This is a genomic window from Salisaeta longa DSM 21114 (assembly GCF_000419585.1).
In the GTDB taxonomy this organism is placed as follows: domain Bacteria; phylum Bacteroidota; class Rhodothermia; order Rhodothermales; family Salinibacteraceae; genus Salisaeta; species Salisaeta longa.
On the sequence record NZ_ATTH01000001.1, the window covers coordinates 414,601 to 436,384 of the forward strand.

Here is a 21,784-nt window from a genome sequence, read left to right on the forward strand (position 1 = left end):
CCTTAGGAGGATTTTACAGAGAGCGTAGACGGGTCGTTGCTGGCGCCATCGGACGACGCAGGCGGCGGGGCGTTGCTAGACGTCGAGGCATCGTTTGAGGTCTCGTCATCGGACGACGCCTCGGCGCCGCCGGTCACGTGGCGCAACAGTTCGTCGGCCGCGTTGGCATAGTCGCGGGCGCCGCGGGCGGTGGCGTCGTGGTTGAAGACGGTTTTCCCTTCCTCGTGCGCCACGGCAAGCGACGTGCTGGTGCGAATGACCTGCTCCAGCACCTGGTCGCCGTACTTCCGGCGGACGTACTGCTGGTAGGTGTGGTGGATGCGCTTGCGGGCATCCACCTGCGTAAACAGAAACAGCGGCGGCGCGAGCGACGGGTTGAGGCGCTTGCGGACCAGGTTCACCGTCTGGTAGGTCTGCTCGGCCCCAATGATGCCCTGATACTCCGGCAGGACCGGAATCACCGCGTAATCGCTAGCCACGAGGGCGTTGAGGCTGTACACGGTCACCGCGGCTGCGGTATCAAACACAACCATGTCGTAGTTGAGGGTGAGCTGATCGAGCGTTTCACGCACCCAAAAGACATCGGTGGGTTTGTTGAGGCTGCGCATCTGTTTGGTGAGGCGCCCCGAGGAGGGAATCAGGTCGAACCCGCTGAGGGAGCGCGCCTGAATGCGCCGGATGTCCAGGTCCGTATCGAACAGCGCGAGCACCGATTCTTCGGGCGGCGGCTCGCCCACATGCAGCGCGCGCGACAGAAAGCCCTGCGGATCGAGGTCGAGCACGAGCGTGCGCCGACCGGACAGTCCGAAGGCTGCGGACAAGTGAATGGCCGTGGTCGTTTTACCCGTACCGCCTTTATGGTTACAAATGGTAAGGACCTTCATGAACCAGGCCGTCCAATTCCATTTAGCGTATTTGTAAGATAGAAGCAACGGCCCGGTCTGTCAAGGACACCTGCATGCCGTTGCTGAGACGCACGGTGAGCAGCGGCAAACGCACGGCCACGCACCGCACGGTTGGGCGGGGGAGGACACTTTATCCTACACCTCTACAACGAACCGATTGGCGCACTCATTTGCAACCGATGCGTTACAGAAAATCGCCGAAACATGTGATCTTTCCGGCAACCAACGGGTTCACGCATTCCCTTTCGTGAATGGCTTGCTGGATGGCTATGGCTCGGTTCGATCCGACGGTGGACTATTACGCGCTGCTCGATGTGGCTCCTGACGCCGACCGCGCCACCATACGCCGCGCGTTTCGGCAGCGGGCCAAGCGCGTGCATCCGGACGTGAACCCCGACGACCCCGAGGCGGCCCGGCGCTTTCGGCAGTTGCGCACCGCACAGCGCGTGTTGAGCACGCCCGAGCTGCGCCGGCAGTACGATGCCGCCCGCCGCGCGCCCCCCGACGCCGCCATGTTGCCCGTTCTCACGCTGGCGAGCGACGACAACCTGGGCTGTGTGGCATACTACCTGCCACGGGTCGCCATTGGATTAATGGCGTGTGTGCTTTTTCTTGTGCTGGAGGCGCTGGGCATGTGGCACGTGGATGCCCCGTGGGTGCTGCTGGGCGCGCTTACCGGCGCGTCGGGGCTCACCGGCGTCTTTGCCGTCGTCGTGTTTCGCTGGTTTCCGGATACGTCCGATCGCGTGTCGGTGCGCATGGACCGCCGCGGGCTGAAGGTGTGGGTGGCGCAGCACTGCGTGGCCCGCGTGGCGTGGACGGCCGTTGAGCGGCTCACGCTGCGCCCGGAGGGCCCGCGCCTCGAACTGACGCTCACCGCCGCCGACGTGCTCGAAGCGGCCGATCCGGTGCTGCCGCAGGTGCACACCAACGCCACGCGCCGCACCGCGGTGCTCGACCTCTCGTGCACGCAGGTCCGCACGACCACCCTCCGCCAATGGCTACAGGCTACCGACGCCGTGCCGCCGCTTCAGCCTGCTGCCGCGTAACCGGCGCGCGGCGTACAATCGTTACACGGCGCTCGGAACGGCAGCACCTGCGGGCATTCGGTATCCTCCTGTCGTTCACAACTGCTTCCCCTTATGTTGACGCTCTCAGACGGCGGCCGCTTGTTGGATGATGCGTGGATTTGGCGCGGGCTGTCGCTGACGGTTGACGCCGGCACGCGCTGGGCCGTGGTGGGGCCCTCGGGCGCTGGAAAGACGGTGTTGCTTCGTGCCCTCGCGGGCCTCGATCGGTTGGATGAGGGCGCCATCACCTTTCAGGCGCGGGCCTTGTCCGATTGGTCGCTGCCCGCCTACCGTGCGGCGGTCACGTATGTGCCGCAGGCCCCGGCGTTCGTGGAGGGCACCGTGGCGGATAACCTGCGCGTGCCGTTTTCCTTTGCCGTGCACCGCGACCGGTCGTACGATCCCGCCCGCGTGATGGCGTACCTGGAGCAGCTGGATCAGGCGGAGGACTTTCTGGAGCGGCCGGTGGATGCCCTCTCGGGCGGCGAACGACAGATTGCAGCGTTGCTGCGCGCCCTTCAGCTCGCACCGACCATCTTGTTGCTCGACGAGCCCACCGCCAATGTTGACGCCGCGCGCACGCAGCAGATTGAGGCGCTCGTCAACCGGTGGATGGACAGCGCCGACGAGGCCGCGTTCGTGTGGACGAGCCACGACGCCGATCAGGTCGAGCGCATGACCGACCGGGCGCTTACGCTCCCCGACGGCACCATCCAAGATCCGTCTGCAACCGCCACCGTCCATGACTGACGCCTACATCTCCATCGGCTACGCGCAGCTGGCCCTCTCGGCCGTGCTCATGCTCGTCAACATCGGGCTGTCGGTGTGGCTGCGGTTGGGCCTTGGGCGGAAGTTGCTTGTGGCGTCGCTGCGCATGACGGTGCAACTGCTCCTTGTGGGCCTCGTGCTGGAGTGGCTCTTCGAGACGCGCTCGCCGGCGCTGCTTCTGGGCATTGCCCTGCTCATGGCCGGATTGGCGAGCGTCGCCGCGGTCAACCGCACCGAACGGCGCTTTCCGGGCATCTACTGGAACAGCCTGGTATCCATCGTGGGGGCGTCGTTTGTGGTGACGGGCGTGGGGCTGTTGGGCGTCGTGCAGGCGCAGCCGTGGTTCGACCCGCAGTATGCCATCCCGCTCCTGGGCATGGTGCTGGGCAACGCGCTCACGGGCATCTCGCTGGGGCTCGACCGCCTCATGGAGGGGTGTGTGCAGCAGCGCGGCGTGCTCGAAACGCTCCTGGGCCTGGGAGCCACGCGCTGGGAGGCCGGGCATCGCATCGTGAAAGACGCCATGCGCACGGCGCTCATCCCCGTGGTGAACTCCATGATGGTGATGGGCATCGTCAGCCTGCCGGGCATGATGACCGGACAGATTCTCGCGGGCGCCGCGCCGGCCGATGCGGTGCGCTACCAGGTCGTCATCATGTTCATGATTGCCGCCTGCACGGCACTCGCGTCCCTCGGGGCGGTGCTGCTGGGCTTCCGCGTGCTGTTCTCGCGTCGGCACGCCTTGCGCCTCGATCGCCTCCGCGAAGCCGAAGACAACAACTGGCTGGCCGGGTGAACCGGGGCAAGGCGCTTGTTGTAACGTTCTGGCAGCTTGCTACGTATGATGCAACTGCTACTTGAAAGCGCTTTTTCTCACGTTCCCCAACTGCCCCACACGCGGAGCGACGGCAGCAATAACAGGTCGCCTACGAGGCGGGCCGCGAGCGCTGCGTGCAAGAGCGCCGCGTGGACGTAGAAGAACGATCGATACGGGATCGGGCGGCCGAGCACCGACGGGAAGATGATGGGGGCGTGGCCGAAGATCATGCTAAAGACAAAGCCCACGAAGACGGCATGCAGCACGGCGTCGTAGAGCGGACCGGCGGCGGGATTGCCGTAAACCACCATGAGAGCCCCGCCCACGGCCAGCCATCCGTAGCCCGCGAGGAGACACACGGCGATGAAGCGCGTGAGCCCTCCGCTGTGTACCGTGCGCCGCGCAATGTCGTAAAGGGTGAGCCATGCGGCAATGGCAACAAGCGCAGCGGGGTGTGCCAGGGAGCGTCATTCATGCGACGCGCATTCGCTGATTCGAGAAGTTGCGACCGGTGTCGTCTGACACGTCAGGATGCTAGCGCCTACAAACCACCGCGTGCGAGGATGACGGCCAGGATCACGATGATGATGGACGCAACGGCCGTAAGGCGGCCCAGGTAGCTTGCGGCGCGGCGGGTCGGTGCTGCCGTGGCCTCGTCGGCTTCGATCTGCTTCATCGCGCGCGGGCCGAGATAAAAGTCGTGCACGGCGTTGGCGACGAGCACTAGCCCGACGAAGCCAAGCTTCCAGGCCAGCGCGTGGCCCCACGGCCCCTGCCATAGCGTGCCGTTCCACAGGTGCGCCCAGGTGTAGCCGTGCGCGTGCAGCAGCAGAAGGCCCGTACCCACCAGCACCCCAAGGAGCGCCCACCCCACCCACCGGAACCGCAGGCCGAGCCGGTGCAGCAGCGTGGTGCGGACGGGCGCGAGGTCGGGCGCGCGCAGCACCGGAACGACCGCCACGCCCAAAAAGACCATCCCGCCCACCCAAACGGTGGCCGCGAGAACGTGCAGGCTTACGATGACAAGGTACCAGCCGTAGGTCATGGGCCCCTAGGATGTTTGTGCGCGCTGGGTCTCAAGCCGGCGGCGCGCCCGCGGAAACAGGATGCTGTTCTCCTTATGCACGTGCCGGTGCATGTCCGATGCCAGCGTGTCCAATCCACTCAGCAAGCGCCGAAAACTGCCGCAGGCATCGGGCGGCGGCGTGAAGTCATCGGACAAGGTGCGCAGCGTGCGAAGGGCCGCGCCGGCTTCGTCGTGTTCGTCCTCGGCCGATGCAATCAGGGCCTCGGCCTCATCCTCGGTCGGCCGCGCATCCCCGGCAGCCAGCGACCGGATCATGGGGAAGATGGCGGTCTCCTCTTTCTGCATGTGCGCATTGAGTTCCAGCCGCAGCCGCCCAAACACATCCGCGGCGTCGGTGAGCCAGGGGTGGTCGTGACTGTGCACCTTGCTGACGCGGGCAAAGAGGGCGTCGAGCTCGGGGAGCGTGCGGCGCAGATAGGCGTGGTGCGTATCGACGATGTGGTCGATGAGTGCGGGAAGGGGACGCGAGGTCCAATCGGTGGCGGGCGCCGTGGCATCGGGCGCGGGCGGGGCAGCGTCGAGCGCTTCAAGCGCCGCCGCCACGGTGCTGGGGGCAAGCCCGCGCGCCTGGCAGGCCGCTTCAAGGGTTTGGTCGCCGCCGCAGCAGTAATCCAGGTCGAGGCGGTCAAAGAGCACAGCGCGGCGGTCGTTCTGGGCAACGAGGTCGCCAAGGGATGTTTGGAGGAGGGACGTCATGGGATGGTATAGCAGTTAGGAGACAAAAGAGGGATGCCGGAGGCTGTGGGCCGAGCGCGCGCTGGCTATGGCGAGGGCGCCGCATTCGGGTTGAAGCGTGCCGTACCATCACCGGCCTCTAAAACGCCGAGCTTCGACTGAAAGACGGTGGCGATTTGGCGGGCGCGCTGCTTCATACGCGCGGCCCGCGGCCCGGCGAAGCGCGCATCGACGGTCGCCTCAAACCGCTGAAGCCACCGGCGAAAGTGGCGCGCCTGCAGCCCCTCAAGCTGGGCGTGGGCGTCGAATGGGCGGCCGCGGTAGGTCCCAGACTGAAAGACGATGGACGTCCAAAAGGCCACCAGGCGGGGCACGTGCGCATCGAGGTCGACCGATGCAAAATACGGCCCGAGGAGCGGGTCTTCGGCAATGCCGCGGTAAAACGCGCTGACCACGGCGTGCACATCATCACGCGATTGTATATCGGCGGGCGGCGGGGGCTCGGGCATCACAATCGAAGCATTCGAGGAAAGAGGGCGGGCGTCCAGGCGCACCGCGGCGCGCGATGCATCGCAGCGGCAGCGATGTTACAGTCGGTTGCATGCGATCAGCCGCCACGGCATCGACCTCTACTGCGGACGGCATCAAAGTTTTCCGCCTTTCGTTGTTTAATTAGCCAATTAACGTTTTATTTAAATAGAAAAGTTTCGGATCGGGAGCTGCTTCCCCACCAGGACAATCGAATGCGCCATTGTGAATCCGTCCTGAGCGCTTCAAAGATGGCTTCTGCTGCCGGGACATGTCGTCGTCATTTTGCAAATCACCACTTAACGGCGTCAGCACGCATAAGCAAGATTGATACAACGGCCCTGGACATCTTGGAAGGGGGCTTCAAGTCATGCCGCAGGTGAGGCCGAAGGCCATCCCGCAGGGCAATCTCCGCAATGGGGCGTTTCTGCCCGTACATGGAGATCGCCGCGTCATTCACGTGCGTTCATTCCTCGCGGTGACAAGTAGAGGGCTGCTGTTTTAGCGCGTTGGGCGTGCAGATGCCCAATTCTGTCCGAACAGCCACCTGAACCACCAACGCTTCGTTTTCTCAATTTCCCTCTGTTGTCATTGCGAGCGACCAACGGGAGCGTGGGGGCCTTTAGGTCGTGCCGTAGGTGAGGCCGAAGGTCATCGTGAAAAGGCAATCCCCACAAGGGAGCAAAAACCTGCCGCACAATGCAATCAGCAGGATATGCGGGAAAAGCAACGGCATGAGGAATCGTGAACCCGCGCTGAGCGCTTTAAAGCCAGCTCACACTTCCGGGGCACATCATGGTCATTTTGCAAATCACTTTTGATCGGCCTCAGCACGAACCTAAAATTGATGCGATTGCCCTGGCTTCCCCTCACGGCGCCTGTTCGTCTGCTGTGGGCACCGGAGGTTCGTCGGTCGAAGGACTGGGTACGGGAAGCGCGTATGAGCAGGAAGCCGCACCATCGGGCATGTAGCGCGTCCGCTCCACATCGGTGTCGAAAAGCGCCTCATAGAACGCAGCCTCTAGGCGGCACGGTAGGTGGGTGCGCTTCACGGTCTCGGGAAACGGGCAGTTGCACTCGCGGATGGTAAGTTGGCCCCCGTCGTGTTCAACCTTCGGCATAAAGCCCTCCGCCTCAAGAATGCGCAGAAGCACGCGCAGCCGCGCCTCAAGGTCGTCGGAAGCTTCGGCGTCGAGTTGCTGCTGCACGCGCTGGGTGCGCTCGGCCCAGTAGTGTTCAAAAAACGAAGCGACAAGGTCCTCGGCTGCGTGATCCTCCAGAAACGTAATCAGTTCGCCCAGCAGCTCGCCATCGCGGGACGGAAAGAGGATTTGCGCCCGCGGGGTCATCTTGTAATACAAACGCGGCCGCCCGCGCCCTTCCGACCGCGTAAAGCGCTCCACAAGGTCTTTTTCTTCCAGCCGCAGCAAGTGCTCGCGCACGGTGGTGCGCGCCATGTCCAGTGCCTGCATGGCGTCATCGAGCGATAGGCTGCCGCGTCGTTTAATAAGCTGGAGCAGCCGGCGGCGCGTGTCGGATCCTACAAGGTCGAGGGCACGCATGAAAGAATACTCGTCTGTGGAGGAGCGGGCGACGGGGGCGCTAGCGGATGCAAGTACGCGCAAGATTGGACGCAAGATAACGTACGGAGAATCGCGCGCGCCGGTTCAATGCCGGCATGAACCCCCTTCCATGAAGAGAAGATCAACACCAGACGAAGGAGGTGCCAACGAATCACCGAGATTGTGTGAGTCCGCCATTTGGCCCGAACTTTCTTAGCGTTCGTATTTAGTAGCTACCAGTATTTAATACAACGTACTATTAAATACAGAAAGACGGGCACGGGCTGACGTCTTTCCACTGATTTTGCCAACTAACCCGCTCGGTACGATGCTACAGACCAACCGCAGGACCGCATCCGATCGTTCAAATGTTTCGCGCCGCTCGTTCATGAAGGGCCTGGGCACCGCGGCTGCCGCCGGAGGCTTCATGGCCTCGGGGCTGGAGGCCTTTGGTGCCGACTACGCCATGGAGCGGCCCGATATTCCGCTTGGGCCGGTTGGCCGCAAGGTCAACCGCGTGGCAGCCGACCCGACCGACATTCCGCCGCCCATCCGCCGGCACACCTCCAAGACGCACGACATTACCCTCACTTCAGAAGAGGTGGTGGCTGAGATTGAGCCCGGCGTCACGTTCAACTTCATGACGTTTGGCGGTCAGGTGCCGGGTCCTATGATTCGGGTGCGACAGGGCGATACCGTCAACCTAACCCTGACTAACGACGCCTCCAACCGCATGCCGCACAACGTGGACTTCCACGCGGTGTACGGGCCGGGCGGCGGCGCCGAGGCCACGCTTGTAGCGCCGGGGCAGTCGCGCTCGTTTAGCTTTCAGGCCATGTACCCCGGCGCCTTCATCTACCACTGTGCGGTGCCCAACCTGGATTATCACATCGCCAGCGGCATGTTTGGGATGATCGTGGTAGAACCGCCCGAGGGCTTACCCCCGGTCGACCACGAGTTTTACATCGGGCAGCACGAGGTGTACACGAACAAAAAGACGGGCGAAGCAGGGCATCACGCGTTCGACTTTGACGCTATGATGGACGAAAAGCCGTCCTATGTGCTTCTAAACGGCGCAAAATACGGCTTAACACCCGATCGGTTGGGCGCGATGGAGGCCAACGTGGGCGAGACGGCGCGCGTGTTTATGGTAACCGGCGGCCCAAACCTCACCAGCAGCTTCCACCCCATTGGCAACGTGTGGACCGACGTGTGGCGCGAAGGCGCCATTCAAAGTGCACCGGAGAAGAACGTGCAAACCACGCCGGTGGCGCCCGGAAGCTGCGGCATCTTCCACATGAAGTTTCCCGTGCCGGGGCCCGTCTTTTTGGTCGACCACGCGCTGTCGCGCGTTGCGCGGAAAGGCGCAAAGGCCACCATCAACGTGACCGGCCCCGAGCAGCCCGACATCTTTGCGGCGCGCTAGGCGCCCGGTCCGCGCGGAGGGGGCTTGCAAGCACGCAGGGGCCTTCCGCGCTCCTTTTAGTCCTTCCTTGATGAGGTTCGTTATGACGACTCGTGTATTTGCCTCCCTCCTTTTGTTGCTCTTGGCCCTCGGGGTCGTAGGCCCAACCACCGGCCTGGCCACCGATGCGCCCCCGCGCACCATCACCATTGAGCCCCAGGGCAACCAGCTGGCGTTTGCCACCAAAGCGTTCACCGTACAAGCCGGCGAGACGGTGCGGCTGGTATTCAAGAACACGGCCACCAGTCCGGCCATGCAGCACAACGTGGTGCTCCTGAACACGATGGACGACGCCGCAGCCACCCGCGTGGGGCAGGCCGCGCTCTCGGCAGCAGACTTCGTGCCCGACGACCCGGCAGTGATGGCCGCTACGCCGGTGGCCAAGCCCGGCGAAACGGTGTCCGTCACGTTCACGGCCCCCGAAGCGCCCGGCAAGTACCGGTTCCTGTGCACGTTCCCGGGCCACTATGTGTCGATGCAAGGCACCATGACAGTCAAGTAGGGGAATGCCCCGCGAGGGATGCTTCAAAGCTTCTTTAGAATAAATCTAATGACGTGATTGCAGCCTGCAGGCAGGCAAGACACGCTCCGTTGTACGACCGCTAAGTACCGCTGTATACTTTTTACCAACCCAACCCATCCCATGCAAACGTTTTTCTCGCTTCGCCGCTTGTCTTTGCTGGCGCTTTCGGTGCTGTTTCTTACCGCCTGCGGCGGTTCTAGCGGCGACGCCTCATCCGCTTCTGCAGAGCAGCAGGCCACCGCTTCGACGTCGCAAGCCACACCGGCCGGCGTTGACAAGCTGGTGACCATCGAGCCGAAAGGCAACCAGATGAAGTACAAGCAAACGGAGTTTACGGTAGCGCCCGGGGCCAAGGTGAAGCTCGTGTTTGACAACACCGCAACCAGCCCGTCCATGCAGCACAACGTGGTGGTGCTTACCAAAGGCCCCACGGATGAGCACTTTCAGGAGGTGGGTACCACCGGGATGCAGGCCGGCATGAGCAACGACTACGTCCCCGACCTGCCGCTTGTGTTGGCTGCCACCCCAATTGCCAAGCCCGGCGAAACCGTTTCGGTAACCTTCACGGCGCCGTCAGAGACGGGCGACTACGGCTACGTGTGCACCTTCCCCGGCCACTGGGCCACCATGCAAGGCGTTATGCACGTCCGCTCGTAGGACGGCGCGCCGCGTTTACTTTACCCATACCCCTTCAATCCCATGCGTTCTCGAATATCGCAGTCCCTTTCGTTTGTGCTTCTTCTCGCGTTCGGCCTTGGTCTGGCCGGGTGCGGCACGGAATCGTCCTCTACAGGTGCAGACGGCGGGGCACCGGCCTCGTACGTGCCGCCCGGCGAGAAAGACAACTACTACCTGTTCTACTCCGGCGGCCACTCGGGCAACGTGTGGGTGGCGGGCCTCCCCTCGCTCCGCATGATCCAAAAGATTCCGGTGTTTACGCCGGCGCCGGGGATGGGCTACGGCTACACGAAGGAGACGAAAGAAATGATGGGCGAGTACACCTGGGGCGATGTGCACCACCCGGGCCTCTCCAAAACCAACGGGCGGTACGACGGCCGCTGGCTCTTCGTGAACGATAACGCCAACAACCGGATTGCCCGCATCAGCCTGCGCGACTTCAAAACGAAGCAAATCCTGGGCCCCATCCCCAACTCGATGGGCAACCACGGATCGTCGTTCGTAACGCCGAACACCACGTACGTCCTCGTCGCAACGCGCTTTTCGGTGCCACTGCCCAAGGGGACGTATGCGCCCGTGGAGACGTACGAGGAAAACTTTAACGGCATCGTCAGCGGCGTCAAGGTCGACTCCACCACGGGCGAGATGTCCGTCGGCTGGCAGATCAAAACGCCGCCCTTTAACTGGGACCTTGGCTCTACCGGAAAGGGCCCGAGCCATGGCTGGGCGTTCTGGACGTCCTACAACACCGAGATGGCGCACGACTCGCTGGAGATCAACGCGAGCCAGCGCGATCGGGACTACGCGGCCTTCGTGAACTGGAAGCGCGCCGCCGAGATTGTGGCGAACGGCAACGCCGGAACCCGCAACGGCGTGCCCTTCATCGACCCGGCGGAGCACGAGGGCGTGATGTACTACGTGCCGGTTAGCAAGTCGCCGCACGGCATCGACGCGTCGCCCTCGGGCCGTTGGATCGTGGCCTCCGGAAAACTACAGCCAACAGCCACCGTGTTTGACTTCAAGCAGGTGCTTACGGCCATCGAAAACAAGGACTTTCAGGGCGAATTCCGCGGCGTACCTGTCATCAATTACGAGAGCATCGTGGAGGGCGAAGTCCCGGTGGGGCAAGGTCCGCTGCACACGCAGTTCGATGGCGAAGGCAACGCCTACACGTCGCTGTACATCGAGTCGTCGGTGGCCAAGTGGAAGCTCCCGCCGTGGGACGAAGCCACCGCGCAGGACATGAGCAAAGCCGTGGTCGACAAGATCAGCGTGCACTACAACGTGGGCCACATCGTCATTGGCGGCAGCGACACCAAAGACCCGTATGGGGAGTGGCTCGTGGCCATGAACAAGCTGTCGAAGGGACGCCACATCAGCGTGGGCCCATCGCAGCCCGAAACGAGCCAGCTCATCGACATCTCGGGGAAAGAGATGAAGATGGTGGCCGAGGCCTACACGCCGCCCGAGCCGCACTTTGCGCAGGTGGTGCACAAAGACGTCATCAACCCGGTTGAGGTCTACGAGCAGGAAAATAACACGCACCCCGAGGCCGTGTGGGAGCAGCAAAACACCGGCGTTAAGCGCACCGGCCCCAACGAGGTGACGGCGCATGTCATCGCCAAACGCAGCCAATACTATCCGGACGAGATTGAGGCGCAGGTGGGCGACACGGTGATCATTCACCTGACGAACATCGAGCAGGTATCGGACATGATCCACGGCTTTGGCATTGCCGAACACAACGTCAATGCGATTGTGGATCCGGGCGAGACCAAAACCATGGAGTTTACGGTGCAGAAGGCGGGCGTCTTCCCGTTCTATTGCACGAACTTCTGCTCGGCGCTCCACCAGGAGATGCAGGGCTACCTGGCCGTGCGCCCGCAATAACCGACTAGACTACGTCGCTGCCAGCACCAGGGCGTCACCAAACGCCCTGGTGCTTGGTTGTCGCTGTGCTTACCTCCTGATGACGTGTGTGCTATGCGCCTTTTCCCGCAGTCTCTTCCCGACGTTCTCGATCGCCGCGTAACCGGCACGGGGCGCCTCCTCCTGATGGCGGGGGCGCTTCTCATCGCGGGCGCTATCGTGCTTCCGCTCTGGCAGATTCACCTCGTGGCCCCGCAGTACCAAGAGGGCCTCGACATGTACATCTACAGCCACAAGCTGGTGGGCGGCAACGAGGGGCAAGACATCACCGAGATCAACGGCCTGAACCACTACATTGGGATGCAGGCCATCCAGGAATCTGACTTTACCGAGATGCAGTGGATTCCGTTTGCGCTGGGGGTGTTTGTCTTGCTGGCCCTACGGGCGGCGGTATTTGCCAAAGTGAGCGCCGTGGTGGATTTGACTGTGCTGTTTGTGTACTTTGGCGCATTTTCCATGTACCGGTTCTACTACCGGCTGTACACGTATTCGCACACCCTCGATCCGAGGGCACCAGTCGACATTGACCCGTTTATGCCGGCGCTCATCGGCAAAAACCAGATTGCCAACTTCACGCAGTACAGCTTTCCGCGCGAGGGCTCGGCGTTGCTGTTGCTGGCGATTGTTTGCTTTGTAGGCGCCATGTGGCTGTCGCGGCCCGCGCATACATCCGAGGCTTAAGCCCCCTTCGCACGATGGTCACACGACTACGCTTTCAGAGGCTTTGGCAGGCGGCGCGCTGCGTTGTTCTGGGGCTGGCGGTCGCCGGTCTGGCCGCGCCGGCCGCGGGGCAGACGCTAGCGCAACGCCTGGCCGCTGCTGCGCCCGGCGATACGGTGGTGGTGCGCGGCGGCATCCATCCCGGGCCGTTTTCGATTGACACGCCGCTCGTTCTCATCGGGCGGGGCCGGCCGGTGCTCAGCGGCAACGGAGCGACGCACGTCGTCACGATCAACGCGCCGCATGTGACGGTGCAAGGGTTTGTCATTCGCCGGTCGGGGAAGCAACTCAACCAAGATCATGCCGGCGTCATGGTTCGCGCGCCGCGCGCTACCGTGCGCGACAACGTGCTGCGCGATGTGCTGCACGGCATCTACGTGAAGGGCGTCGGGCATGCGTACATCCAAAACAACCGCATTACCGGCCAAAAAACGCGCGCGCTGGCGCAGCGGGGCAACGGCATCCACCTGTGGAAGTCGACCCACAACCGCATCGCCGGCAACCGGATTCGGCATACCCGCGACGGCATCTACTTCTCGTTTGCCGACCGCTCGCAGGTGCTGCGCAACACCGTGCATCACGTGCGCTACGGCCTGCACTACATGTACTCCGACCACAACACGTTTGCGCACAACGTTTTTTATGGCAACGTGTCGGGGTCGGCATTGATGTACTCATCGGAGGTGACGGCGCGCCACAACACCTTCCGTAACAACCGGTCGCAGGGCGGCTACGGACTCCTCGTGCAGTCGCTGGAGGCGTCCACGTTTACCGACAATCGCCTGATCGGCAACACGTTTGGGGTATATCTGGAAAACACGAGCAACAGCCGCTTTGAAGGGAACGTAGTGGCGCGCAACTACACGGGCGTGCGGCTTACGGGCAGCTCGATGGGCAATCGTTTCAGCGGAAATGTGGTGGAGGGCAACCTGCACACCGCGGCGCTCGCGGGCACCCAGGGGGCCAACACGTGGCACATTGGCGGCCGTGGCAACTACTGGGGCCCTACGGGATTGCTGGACCTCACCGGCGACGGCGTGAGCGAGTGGCCGCACCGCACCGTCGATCTGATGGCGGTGGCCCGGGCCGATTTTCCGCTCGTTGGCGTGCTGGCCGGGAGTCCGGGCCTTGCGCTTGCGGAGCGCGTCGTTCAGCGTGTGCCGCTGGCGTCGGTGCCCACAATCGTCGATCCGCACCCGCTGATGTACGCGCCGGGCGCCCAGGCGGGCGGCGGCTGGCCGGGCTGGGCCGTGGGCCTGCTGGGCGCTGGGGTGCTGGTTGGGTGGGGCGGCTACCGATGGATTCTTTCGCTACGCAACGGGGCATGATGCTTGAAGTGACGGGACTGACAAAGGCGTTTGGGGCGACCCCGGTGCTCGATGGGGCGTCGCTCACCGTGGCGCCTGGCACGCTGGTGGCGCTGGAAGGCGCCAACGGCACGGGTAAGACGACGACCCTGCGCTGCTGCGCGGGCCTCGTGCGGCCCGATGCGGGCACGGTGCACGTTGAGGGCCTCGATGTGCAGGCGCGCCGTGCCGAGGCCCTGCAGCGGCTCGGCTATTTGCCGCAAAACGTGCAGTTTCACGAGGCCCTGACGCCCCGCCGCGTGCTCCGGTTTTATGCGGCCCTCCGCGGCGTATCCGTAGAGCGTGCGCACGAGGCGCTGGCACGTGTCGAACTCCAATCTGCGGCCGACCGCCCCTGCGGCGCCCTCTCGGGCGGCATGCGGCAACGCTTGGGACTGGCGGTGCTGGGCTTGGCGGCGGTGCCGGTGCTCCTCCTCGACGAACCCGGGTTGAGCCTCGACCCCACGTGGCGCGCCTGGCTGATGGAGTGGCTGCGGGCACGCACCGATGCCGGCGCGGCTGTGCTCCTCAGCACGCACCTGACGGAGGTGTGGGCGCCGGTGGTGGATCGTCGCCTCCGGTGCGCCAACGGACACATCGCGCCGGTGGAAGCGTCCGCGTCGGCCGCCCGCTCGTAATCATTTGCTCTGGCTCTCACGATCGTATGCCTACGCTTTCTCATCCGCCGACCCATCGAGCGGCCCTACGCGCCGTGGTGCGCCGCGAGGTGTTTACCGCGCGCCACAACCGGTACCTGCACGCGGTGGCGCTTGTGCTGCTAGCGGGCGGCCTGGGCGTAGCTGCAACCGCCGGGCGTCCCGCGGCCGTCGCGTATGGCTTGTTCACGCTGCTTCTGTATGCCGTGCCGCTGTTTGGCGTGCTGGCGGGTGTAAGTAGCGCCCAGGACACGGCGGCCGAGCGCCCCCTACTGCACACGCAACCGGTCCCGCCGCGGTGGTTTGTGCTGGGCAAGGCCGCCGTGCTGAGTCTGCTGCTCGTGGCGAGCATTGGGCTGGTGGTAGGTGTGGGCTGGGGGCGTGGGGTATCGCTCGCTGCAGGAGCCATGCTGTGGGGGCTGGGGTCAGCGCTCGCCCTGGTGAGCGTGAGCGCGGGCCTCGCGGTGGGCTATGCGGCGCAGTCGCGGGCGCGTGGTTTGATGGGCGCGCTCTTGTGTTGGTTTGCGGCGTTTGGCCTCTACGACGGGGCGGCACTGCTCCTGGCGGGCACCGAGGCGGCGCAGCAGTGGCCGGCCCTGTGGATGGCGGTGCTGCTCATCAATCCGATCGATGCGGTGCGCCTGACCGGGTTGTTTGGGCTAGAGGGCGTGCCGTTCTCGGTTGCGGGGGCACCAAGCTGGATGCCGGCGGTCATCGCAGGCCTGCCGGCGTGGGTGGTGCTCCTCACGCTGCTGTGGGCCGGCGGGCTGTTGGCCTACGCGGTGCGCACAAGCACCCAACCGTAACTAGGCTATGTCTGACGCCCCATGCGGCACGTCGACGGCCGCCGGCAGGAGCCGCGGGCGACGATCGACAACAAAAACGCCGATGCCCACAAGGAGCACCGGCGTTTGCGAATCAGCGGAGCTGACGAGCGGACTTGAACCGCTAACCTGCTCATTACAAGTGAGCTGCTCTACCAGTTGAGCTACGTCAGCGTGTGGATGGCAGCATACAGCATGTGCTGGCTCTGCCTGTAGGTCGTGGTGCTGTCGACCGAAGGGCGCCGGGGAGGTTCCGCATTCACAGGGGCTTCAGGCGGTATCGTCCGATGCCCGGAGGTATTTCTGCCCGAGCCATGCCAGGCCCACCAGAAAGAGCACCACCAGCACGACGCGTCCATACGCCCGGAGGTATTCGCCAATGATGCGCCAGTTTTCCCCTACCGCGTAGCCGGCATACGTGATGATGCTTATCCACACCGCGGCGCTGATCGTGCAGTAAATGGCCGTGCGCGTGGCGTCCATCTGCGCGGCGCCCACCGTAAGCGAAATCACGGAGCGCGCACCGGAGAGAAACCGGTTGGCCAGCACCACGCCAAAGCCGTAGCGGTCCATCCACTGCTGGGCGCGTTCGAGCCCCTCCGACGGGAGCCAGCGCATCCGGTCGGGGTCTAGGGCCGCGGCCCCAAAGCGCCGGCCGATGGCGTACATCGTCATGAAGCCGGCCGCGCCGCCCGCCGTAGCCAAAACGATAACAACCAAGAGATTGAGGCGTCCGATGCCCGCGAGATAGCCCCCAAACACGACCACGAGGTCGCCGGGAATGGGCGGCACAACGTTTTCGCCGTAGGCCACAAGGAGCAGCACCGCGTACGCCCATGCAGGCGCCAGCAGCTCCATCCACTCGAAAAAGTTGCCAACCCATTCAATCATGCGGCCTCGGGCGTTTCGGTTGGATGGAGCGCGCACGTCGCGTAGGCCGCGGCGCCTTCGCCGGTGCCCACGAAGCCCATGCCTTCACTTGTGGTGGCCTTAACGGACACCTGCGTGACGTTCAGGGCTAGCGTGCGTGCAATGATTTGCCGCATGGCATAGATGTACGGGCGCAGCTTGGGACGCTCTAGCACCACGGTTGCGTCGATATTTCCAATCGCGTAGCCCTGCGCGTGTACAGACGTACCCACGCGGGCCAGGAGGACGGTGCTGTCGGCCCCTTTCCAGGCTGCGTCGGTGTCGGGGAAGTGCGCGCCGATGTCGCCCAACGCGGCCGCGCCCAACAGGGCATCGGCGATGGCATGCAGCAGCACGTCGGCATCCGAGTGGCCGTCGAGGCCCTTCTCGAAGGGGATGGTGACGCCGCCCAGAATGAGCCGGCGGCCTTCCACGAGGCGGTGGACGTCGTATCCAAACCCTACCCGCATGCGCTCAAGAGGTCTGTGATGCACAAACGGCGGGCCGCCCCTCGGCCGCCCGCCTGCGAATGACTCCACGCTGCCGTTACGCAGTCAGTGCCGCTTCCACCTTGTCGGCGGCTTCCTTCAGCAGCACCGCCGATTCAATTTCGACGTCGCTGGCCTCCAGCAGCTCCTTGGCCTCCTCGGCATTGGTGCCTTGCAAGCGCACGATGAGCGGCACGTGAATGTCGATGTTCTTCGCGGCCTCAATGACGCCCTTCGCCACGCGGTCGCAGCGCACAATGCCGCCGAAGATGTTGACGAGGATTGCCTCCACGTTCTCATCTTTCAGGATGATGCGGAAGGCTTCCTCGACGGTTTCGGCGTTGGCCGTGCCGCCCACATCCAGAAAGTTGGCCGGCTCGCCGCCCGAGAGCTTGATAATGTCCATCGTGGCCATGGCCAGGCCGGCGCCGTTCACCATGCAGCCCACATTGCCGTCGAGCTTGATGTAGCTGAGGCCGTGCTCGCTGGCCTCTACCTCGGTGGGGTCTTCCTCGTGGATGTCGCGCAGGTCGGCGAGGTCTTTGTGACGGAAGAGCGCGTTGTCGTCGAGATTGACCTTCGCATCGACGGCCACAATGTCGCCGTCGGGCGTGCGCACCATCGGGTTGATCTCGGCAATGGTGCTGTCGGTCTCTTCAAAGGCCTCGTACAGGGCCATGATAAAGCGCACGCACTGCTTGAAGGCATCGCCCTCCAAACCCAGCCCGAAGGCCAGCTTGCGTGCCTGAAACGGCCGCAGCCCTAGCGTCGGGTCTATCCACGCTTTGTGGATGGCGTCCGGGTTCTCCTCGGCAACGGTTTCAATTTCTACGCCGCCTTCGCTAGAGACCATGATCACGTTCATGCTCTTGGCGCGGTCGAGCGTCACGCCCACATAGTACTCCTGCGCGATGTCAACGCCATCGGTCACAAGGATCTTGCGCACCTTCTGGCCTTCGGGGCCGGTTTGGTGCGTGACGAGCTGCATGCCTAGGATGTCGCTGGCATGCGTGCGCACCTCATCCACCGACTCGGCAAGCTTTACGCCGCCGCCCTTTCCGCGGCCGCCCGCGTGAATTTGCGCCTTTACGACAAAGAGCGAGGCGCCGTCTTCCTTAAGCTCCTCGGCAGCAGCAACGGCTTCGTCAACCGTCTCGGCGACCACGCCGCCGGGAATGGGTACGCCGTACGAACGGAGAATGTCTTTCGCTTGGTACTCGTGGACTTTCATGAACGTCGGGCCTTGGATGAACAGTTGTTTGACCTCAAAGTACAGAGGCACGGGAAGAGTATCTACCCCGCAGCAAAAGTCATTACATATTTTGCAAAGCCCGGTCTGTGACTACCTTTGATCGCCATACTGCAGCGCGCCTCATCAAAACCTTCCTGCTATTTGTAGGCGCGCTGGTGCTGTTTTTTATTGTCCTGCACTGGGTGGAGTACAGCGACGATTTCTTGGATGGCGGGGCCACGGTCGGCGAGGTGTTTGGGGTGTTCTACCCGAGCTACATTCCGGAGATCGTGCGGCTCATCTCGCCGCTCGCCATCTTTCTGGCCACCATCTACGTTACGAGCACCCTGGCGCAGGAGCTGCAACTGATTGCGCTGCAAACCACCGGCGTGTCGCTGTATCGCCTCATGATGCCGTACGCGGCGGTGGGCCTCGTCCTGTCGGTGGGCATGTTTGCGTTTAACGGCTGGGTGGTGCCACGCGCCAACGAGACGGTGGTGCGCTACGAAGATGAGTACCTGCACCCCGAGCGGGCCGGGAGCGGAAGCAGCGAGGTGCACCGGCAGAACGGTCCGCACAGCATCTTGAGCGTGGGATACTACAACACCAGCGACTCGGTGGGCTACGAGGTGTCGCTGCAGCGCTTTGCCGACAGCACGCGCATGGTGGCGCGCCTCGATGCATCGCGCATGGTGTGGGTCGACTCGACCCGTCGCTGGCGGTTTGAGCGCACCGTACGGCGCACGTTTGCCGGGGGCGCCATCACGCGCACCGAGCTGGGGTCGGTGGATACGACGCTCACCATTTACCCGCGGGATCTGGCGCGCTCGGCGAACAAAGTGGAGGCCATGACCCTCCCCGCGGCCCGCGATTACCTGGCCGCCATGCGCCGGGCGGGCGTCAGCAACCTGGGGCGCTCGCTGGTCGCCTACTACACCAAGTTTGCCTATCCGTGGGCCAACCTCATTCTGGTGCTTTTGGGCGTGCCGCTCGCCTCGGTCCGCCGCCGCGGCGGGCAGGCGGTGCAGTTTGGCATCGGACTCCTGGTTGCGTTTGTGTACCTGGCGGTGCAGAAGCTCTCGGCCCCGCTGGGCTACACCGGGGCCGCGCCGCCGGTGCTGGTGGCCTGGCTGCCGCACGTCGTCTTTGCCGTGGTGGCGGTTGTGGTTATCGCCCGCACCCGAACGTAGCCCGCGCCGGTTAGCGCTGTGCCGCAGGGCCTACGCTCCGGCGGATGAGCTCCAGAATGCGCCGGTACTCGTCTGTCCAGGCATCCGGATCCTCGAAGCCGTGCGCCTCCTCCGGGTAGATGGCCAGCTCCCAGTCGCGTTTCTGCAGCTCGATCAGGCGCTGGCTCAGCCGAAAGATGTCTTGCGGCTGCACGTTGGTATCCACGAGGCCGTGCGCCATGAGCAGCGGGTCGCTGAGCCCGTCCGCAAAGTAGATGGGCGACGAGCGCGCGTAGGCCAGCGAGTCAGTTTGGGGCGTGTTCAGAATGTTGGCCGTGTACGGGTGGTTGTAGTGTGCCCAGTCGGTCACGGAGCGTAGGGCCGCGCCGCCGCCAAAGTGATCGGCCTCGGTAAACAGGGCCATCAGCGTCAGGAAGCCGCCATACGAGCCGCCGTAGATGAAGGTGCGCTCCGGCCCGATGCCCGCGGTCTCTTGAAGGTAGCGCTGCGCATCCACGTAGTCCTGCAGGTCGCGGCCGCCCATGTGCCGGTAGATGGCCGTGCGCCAGTCGCGCCCGTAGCCCGCCGATCCGCGGTAATCGACGTTCATGACGGTGTAGCCCAGGTCCGTGAGCAGGTTGTGAAACATGTACTCACGGAAGTAATGCGTCCAGCCCCGCAGCACGTTCTGCAGGTAGCCGGCGCCGTGCACAAACAGCACAGCCGCGCCGTTCGACGAGTCCGGGCGAAAGATTTGCGCGGGCACTTGCACGCCGTCGGAGGCTTCAAAGCGGATGATCGCGGGCCTGCGCCAGTCGTAGGCGAGCCACTGCTCCGTGGGCGACTGCGTGATGCGCGCGGCCGACGCGCGGGCCGCGTTGTCCTTCAGGTACACCTCGGGCGGACGGTTGGTCACTTCATACAGCAGGCCCCACCGGTCGCCCGTGGGCGAGAGCGCGCCGTAGTACATGCCGGTCTTCTGGGTAAGGCGCGTGCGCGGTCCGCCATCGACGGGCATGCGGTACAGATGGCGCTCGTACGGCGACGCCTCGTTGCTGGCAAAGTACCACGTTTGGCCGTCTTGCGACAGGCGCGGGTCAAACACCTCGAAGGCACCGCTCGTGAGCTGGCGCTTCGTGCCGGTTTCCACGTTTACGGTGTAGAGGTGGCTGTAGCCGCTGGCTTCGCTCTGGAAGAAGATCCGTTCGTTGTCGGGCAACCAGCCCATGGTCGAGGCGCCGCCCCACCACGAGATGCCGGGGCCCGCGATCCATGCCGCGTCGTGCTGCCGGTCCAGCACGGTGAGCTCGCCAGTGGCGGCATCGAGCGCCACAATCCAGCGGTCTTTGTTGTCACGGGCGCGCACTTCCAACACCGCGTGGGCGCCATCGCCGCTCCACAGCGGGCCGAAGGCCACCAACGTGCGCTTCAGGGAATCGGCCGACACGTCGTCTGCGCGATACGGCAGCACATCGTACGCGCCGGGCAGTTGGTGCAGGTTCACCACGTAGGTGGTGTCGCGCTGCAGGTCTTGCACGTACAGCGTAAAGGCATCGGGGCCGTGGCCCACCTTGGGGCGGGCTTCCAGCGGCTCTGCAAAGCCCGTCTCGGTCACGTAGTCAATCATTTGGGTCGTGCCGTCGGGACCGTCTTTTACGGCGGCGAAGGTCACAAACCGGCCGCCGGGGGCCAGCTGCAGCTGCTGGATGGAGCGGCCGCTCGTGTAAAATGTGGGCGGCGGGTCGTCGGCGCGGGCCTCGCGTCGCTCAGCCGCTTTGTTCTGACGCTCGTTTTGTTGTGCCGTGCGGATCGACTCGAACAGCGCGGTTTGTTGTTCTCGCAAGAACTGTTCGCGGGGCGTGGGCGCTGGCTTCTTGGGGGCGTCGCCGTCCCGCAGGTCGGTGCGTTGCACGATGAGGCCCGAGGTGCGCGAGAGGGCAAACAGGTTGTCGCCGCGCCGAAAGAGAACGCGCGTGCCGTCGAGGCTAAACCGGGGCGCGCGCTCTTCCGCCCGCGTCTGCGTCAGGCGCTGCACCGCGTCGCGCTGCCGGTCGTACACGTACAGGTCGCCCGCATCGGCGTACACCTTGTAGCGAAAATCGGCCGTGTAGGTATGCGTGCCATGCTTCCAGCCGTCAAAGAACGGAATCGCGCGGCGCTCGCCTGCGCCCACCCGCACCGGTTCTCCGCCGCCGCGCGGCACCTTGTAGAGCGAGTCGCTCGGAAATTGCCCGTTCGGATTCCAATCGAAGTACAGGGCGGCGCCGCTCTCGTGCCAGCGGATGTTTTCGGGCCAGTCGCCCACCCACGCGGCCGGGCGCTGCATAATCTGTTGGACGGAGAGCGACGACGATTGGGCGTGCGCGGCCCCCGTGAGGCATCCAAGCCACACGGCAAGCAGCAAACAACGGCGAAGCATAAGCAAATAGGGGAA

At 64.2% G+C, this 21,784-nt stretch carries 22 protein-coding genes and 1 tRNA gene; 12 read left to right on the top strand and 11 right to left on the bottom strand.

Annotated elements, in window-relative coordinates; all coding sequences use genetic code 11:
* Nucleotides 1-2: 2 nt before the first annotated feature.
* Nucleotides 3-884, bottom strand: a complete 882-nt coding sequence (locus tag SALLO_RS14525) for a ParA family protein (protein ID WP_022834621.1) — start codon at nucleotides 882-884, stop codon at nucleotides 3-5.
* A 290-nt stretch (nucleotides 885-1,174) separates the two neighbouring features.
* On the opposite strand from SALLO_RS14525, the gene SALLO_RS0101815 reads away from it, so the two are divergent.
* The 3 genes from SALLO_RS0101815 (at nucleotide 1,175) to SALLO_RS0101825 (ending at nucleotide 3,539) form a co-directional block, all read left to right on the top strand.
* Nucleotides 1,175-1,954, top strand: a complete 780-nt coding sequence (locus tag SALLO_RS0101815; RefSeq protein ID WP_022834622.1) for a J domain-containing protein — start codon at nucleotides 1,175-1,177, stop codon at nucleotides 1,952-1,954.
* A gap of 93 nt (nucleotides 1,955-2,047) precedes the next feature.
* Nucleotides 2,048-2,725 carry an ABC transporter ATP-binding protein gene (locus SALLO_RS14530; protein ID WP_022834623.1) on the top strand — a complete coding sequence of 226 codons (678 nt, stop codon included), beginning with the start codon at nucleotides 2,048-2,050 and terminating at the stop codon, nucleotides 2,723-2,725.
* Complete coding sequence (locus SALLO_RS0101825; protein ID WP_022834624.1) at nucleotides 2,718-3,539, top strand: ABC transporter permease; 822 nt, start codon at nucleotides 2,718-2,720, stop codon at nucleotides 3,537-3,539. The genes SALLO_RS14530 and SALLO_RS0101825 overlap by 8 nt, the downstream gene beginning before the upstream one ends.
* Nucleotides 3,540-3,616: 77 nt before the next feature.
* Here the strand turns inward: SALLO_RS0101825 and SALLO_RS14535 are convergent, their stop codons facing one another.
* From SALLO_RS14535 to SALLO_RS14540, 5 genes are all read right to left on the bottom strand, one after another.
* The gene (locus SALLO_RS14535; RefSeq protein WP_022834625.1) at nucleotides 3,617-3,919 is read right to left on the bottom strand and encodes a hypothetical protein; all 303 of its coding nucleotides are present in this window, start codon (nucleotides 3,917-3,919) and stop codon (nucleotides 3,617-3,619) included.
* 182 nt (nucleotides 3,920-4,101) lie between these two features.
* Nucleotides 4,102-4,605 (bottom strand): DUF4149 domain-containing protein, encoded by a 504-nt coding sequence (locus SALLO_RS0101835; RefSeq protein WP_022834626.1) that lies wholly within the window; start codon nucleotides 4,603-4,605, stop codon nucleotides 4,102-4,104.
* Nucleotides 4,606-4,611: 6 nt separating this feature from the next.
* On the bottom strand, nucleotides 4,612-5,343 hold the full coding sequence (gene ric, locus SALLO_RS0101840) for an iron-sulfur cluster repair di-iron protein (protein WP_022834627.1): 732 nt from the start codon (nucleotides 5,341-5,343) through the stop codon (nucleotides 4,612-4,614).
* Between the two features lie 65 nt (nucleotides 5,344-5,408).
* Nucleotides 5,409-5,831, bottom strand: coding sequence for a group III truncated hemoglobin (locus tag SALLO_RS0101845; protein ID WP_022834628.1), 423 nt, complete (start codon nucleotides 5,829-5,831; stop codon nucleotides 5,409-5,411).
* A gap of 888 nt (nucleotides 5,832-6,719) precedes the next feature.
* On the bottom strand, nucleotides 6,720-7,412 hold the full coding sequence (locus SALLO_RS14540; protein ID WP_022834631.1) for a helix-turn-helix transcriptional regulator: 693 nt from the start codon (nucleotides 7,410-7,412) through the stop codon (nucleotides 6,720-6,722).
* Nucleotides 7,413-7,740: 328 nt separating this feature from the next.
* On the opposite strand from SALLO_RS14540, the gene nirK reads away from it, so the two are divergent.
* From nirK to SALLO_RS0101900, 8 genes are all read left to right on the top strand, one after another.
* Nucleotides 7,741-8,838 (top strand): copper-containing nitrite reductase, encoded by a 1,098-nt coding sequence (nirK, locus tag SALLO_RS0101865; RefSeq protein ID WP_051141251.1) that lies wholly within the window; start codon nucleotides 7,741-7,743, stop codon nucleotides 8,836-8,838.
* Between the two features lie 82 nt (nucleotides 8,839-8,920).
* Complete coding sequence (locus SALLO_RS0101870; RefSeq protein WP_028566791.1) at nucleotides 8,921-9,379, top strand: plastocyanin/azurin family copper-binding protein; 459 nt, start codon at nucleotides 8,921-8,923, stop codon at nucleotides 9,377-9,379.
* 141 nt (nucleotides 9,380-9,520) lie between these two features.
* Nucleotides 9,521-10,057, top strand: a complete 537-nt coding sequence (locus tag SALLO_RS0101875; protein ID WP_022834633.1) for a plastocyanin/azurin family copper-binding protein — start codon at nucleotides 9,521-9,523, stop codon at nucleotides 10,055-10,057.
* A 42-nt stretch (nucleotides 10,058-10,099) separates the two neighbouring features.
* Nucleotides 10,100-11,968, top strand: a complete 1,869-nt coding sequence (nosZ, locus tag SALLO_RS0101880; RefSeq protein ID WP_022834634.1) for a Sec-dependent nitrous-oxide reductase — start codon at nucleotides 10,100-10,102, stop codon at nucleotides 11,966-11,968.
* A 93-nt stretch (nucleotides 11,969-12,061) separates the two neighbouring features.
* Nucleotides 12,062-12,688: a hypothetical protein gene (locus tag SALLO_RS0101885; protein WP_022834635.1), complete on the top strand. Its 627-nt coding sequence runs from the start codon at nucleotides 12,062-12,064 to the stop codon at nucleotides 12,686-12,688.
* A 14-nt stretch (nucleotides 12,689-12,702) separates the two neighbouring features.
* Complete coding sequence (gene nosD, locus SALLO_RS14545; protein WP_022834636.1) at nucleotides 12,703-14,055, top strand: nitrous oxide reductase family maturation protein NosD; 1,353 nt, start codon at nucleotides 12,703-12,705, stop codon at nucleotides 14,053-14,055.
* Nucleotides 14,025-14,711: a heme ABC exporter ATP-binding protein CcmA gene (gene ccmA / locus SALLO_RS14550; protein WP_228702757.1), complete on the top strand. Its 687-nt coding sequence runs from the start codon at nucleotides 14,025-14,027 to the stop codon at nucleotides 14,709-14,711. Before nosD ends, ccmA begins: the two co-directional genes overlap by 31 nt.
* Nucleotides 14,712-14,737: 26 nt before the next feature.
* Nucleotides 14,738-15,535 carry a hypothetical protein gene (locus SALLO_RS0101900; protein WP_040605707.1) on the top strand — a complete coding sequence of 266 codons (798 nt, stop codon included), beginning with the start codon at nucleotides 14,738-14,740 and terminating at the stop codon, nucleotides 15,533-15,535.
* 119 nt (nucleotides 15,536-15,654) lie between these two features.
* Here SALLO_RS0101900 and SALLO_RS0101910 read toward each other — a convergent pair.
* The 4 genes from SALLO_RS0101910 to sucC form a co-directional block, all read right to left on the bottom strand.
* A tRNA-Thr gene (locus tag SALLO_RS0101910) sits at nucleotides 15,655-15,727 on the bottom strand.
* Nucleotides 15,728-15,823: 96 nt separating this feature from the next.
* Nucleotides 15,824-16,444 (bottom strand): DedA family protein, encoded by a 621-nt coding sequence (locus SALLO_RS14555; protein ID WP_022834639.1) that lies wholly within the window; start codon nucleotides 16,442-16,444, stop codon nucleotides 15,824-15,826.
* Complete coding sequence (gene ispF, locus SALLO_RS0101920) at nucleotides 16,441-16,932, bottom strand: 2-C-methyl-D-erythritol 2,4-cyclodiphosphate synthase (RefSeq protein WP_022834640.1); 492 nt, start codon at nucleotides 16,930-16,932, stop codon at nucleotides 16,441-16,443. Before ispF ends, SALLO_RS14555 begins: the two co-directional genes overlap by 4 nt.
* Nucleotides 16,933-17,008: 76 nt before the next feature.
* Nucleotides 17,009-18,181 (bottom strand): ADP-forming succinate--CoA ligase subunit beta, encoded by a 1,173-nt coding sequence (gene sucC, locus SALLO_RS0101925; RefSeq protein WP_022834641.1) that lies wholly within the window; start codon nucleotides 18,179-18,181, stop codon nucleotides 17,009-17,011.
* Between the two features lie 107 nt (nucleotides 18,182-18,288).
* Here sucC and SALLO_RS0101930 point away from each other — a divergent pair, with 107 nt between their 5' ends.
* Nucleotides 18,289-19,371 carry an LptF/LptG family permease gene (locus SALLO_RS0101930; protein WP_022834642.1) on the top strand — a complete coding sequence of 361 codons (1,083 nt, stop codon included), beginning with the start codon at nucleotides 18,289-18,291 and terminating at the stop codon, nucleotides 19,369-19,371.
* A gap of 10 nt (nucleotides 19,372-19,381) precedes the next feature.
* On the opposite strand, the gene SALLO_RS0101935 is transcribed toward SALLO_RS0101930, so the two are convergent.
* Nucleotides 19,382-21,769, bottom strand: coding sequence for a S9 family peptidase (locus SALLO_RS0101935; RefSeq protein ID WP_028566792.1), 2,388 nt, complete (start codon nucleotides 21,767-21,769; stop codon nucleotides 19,382-19,384).
* Between the last annotated feature and the right edge of the window lie 15 nt (nucleotides 21,770-21,784).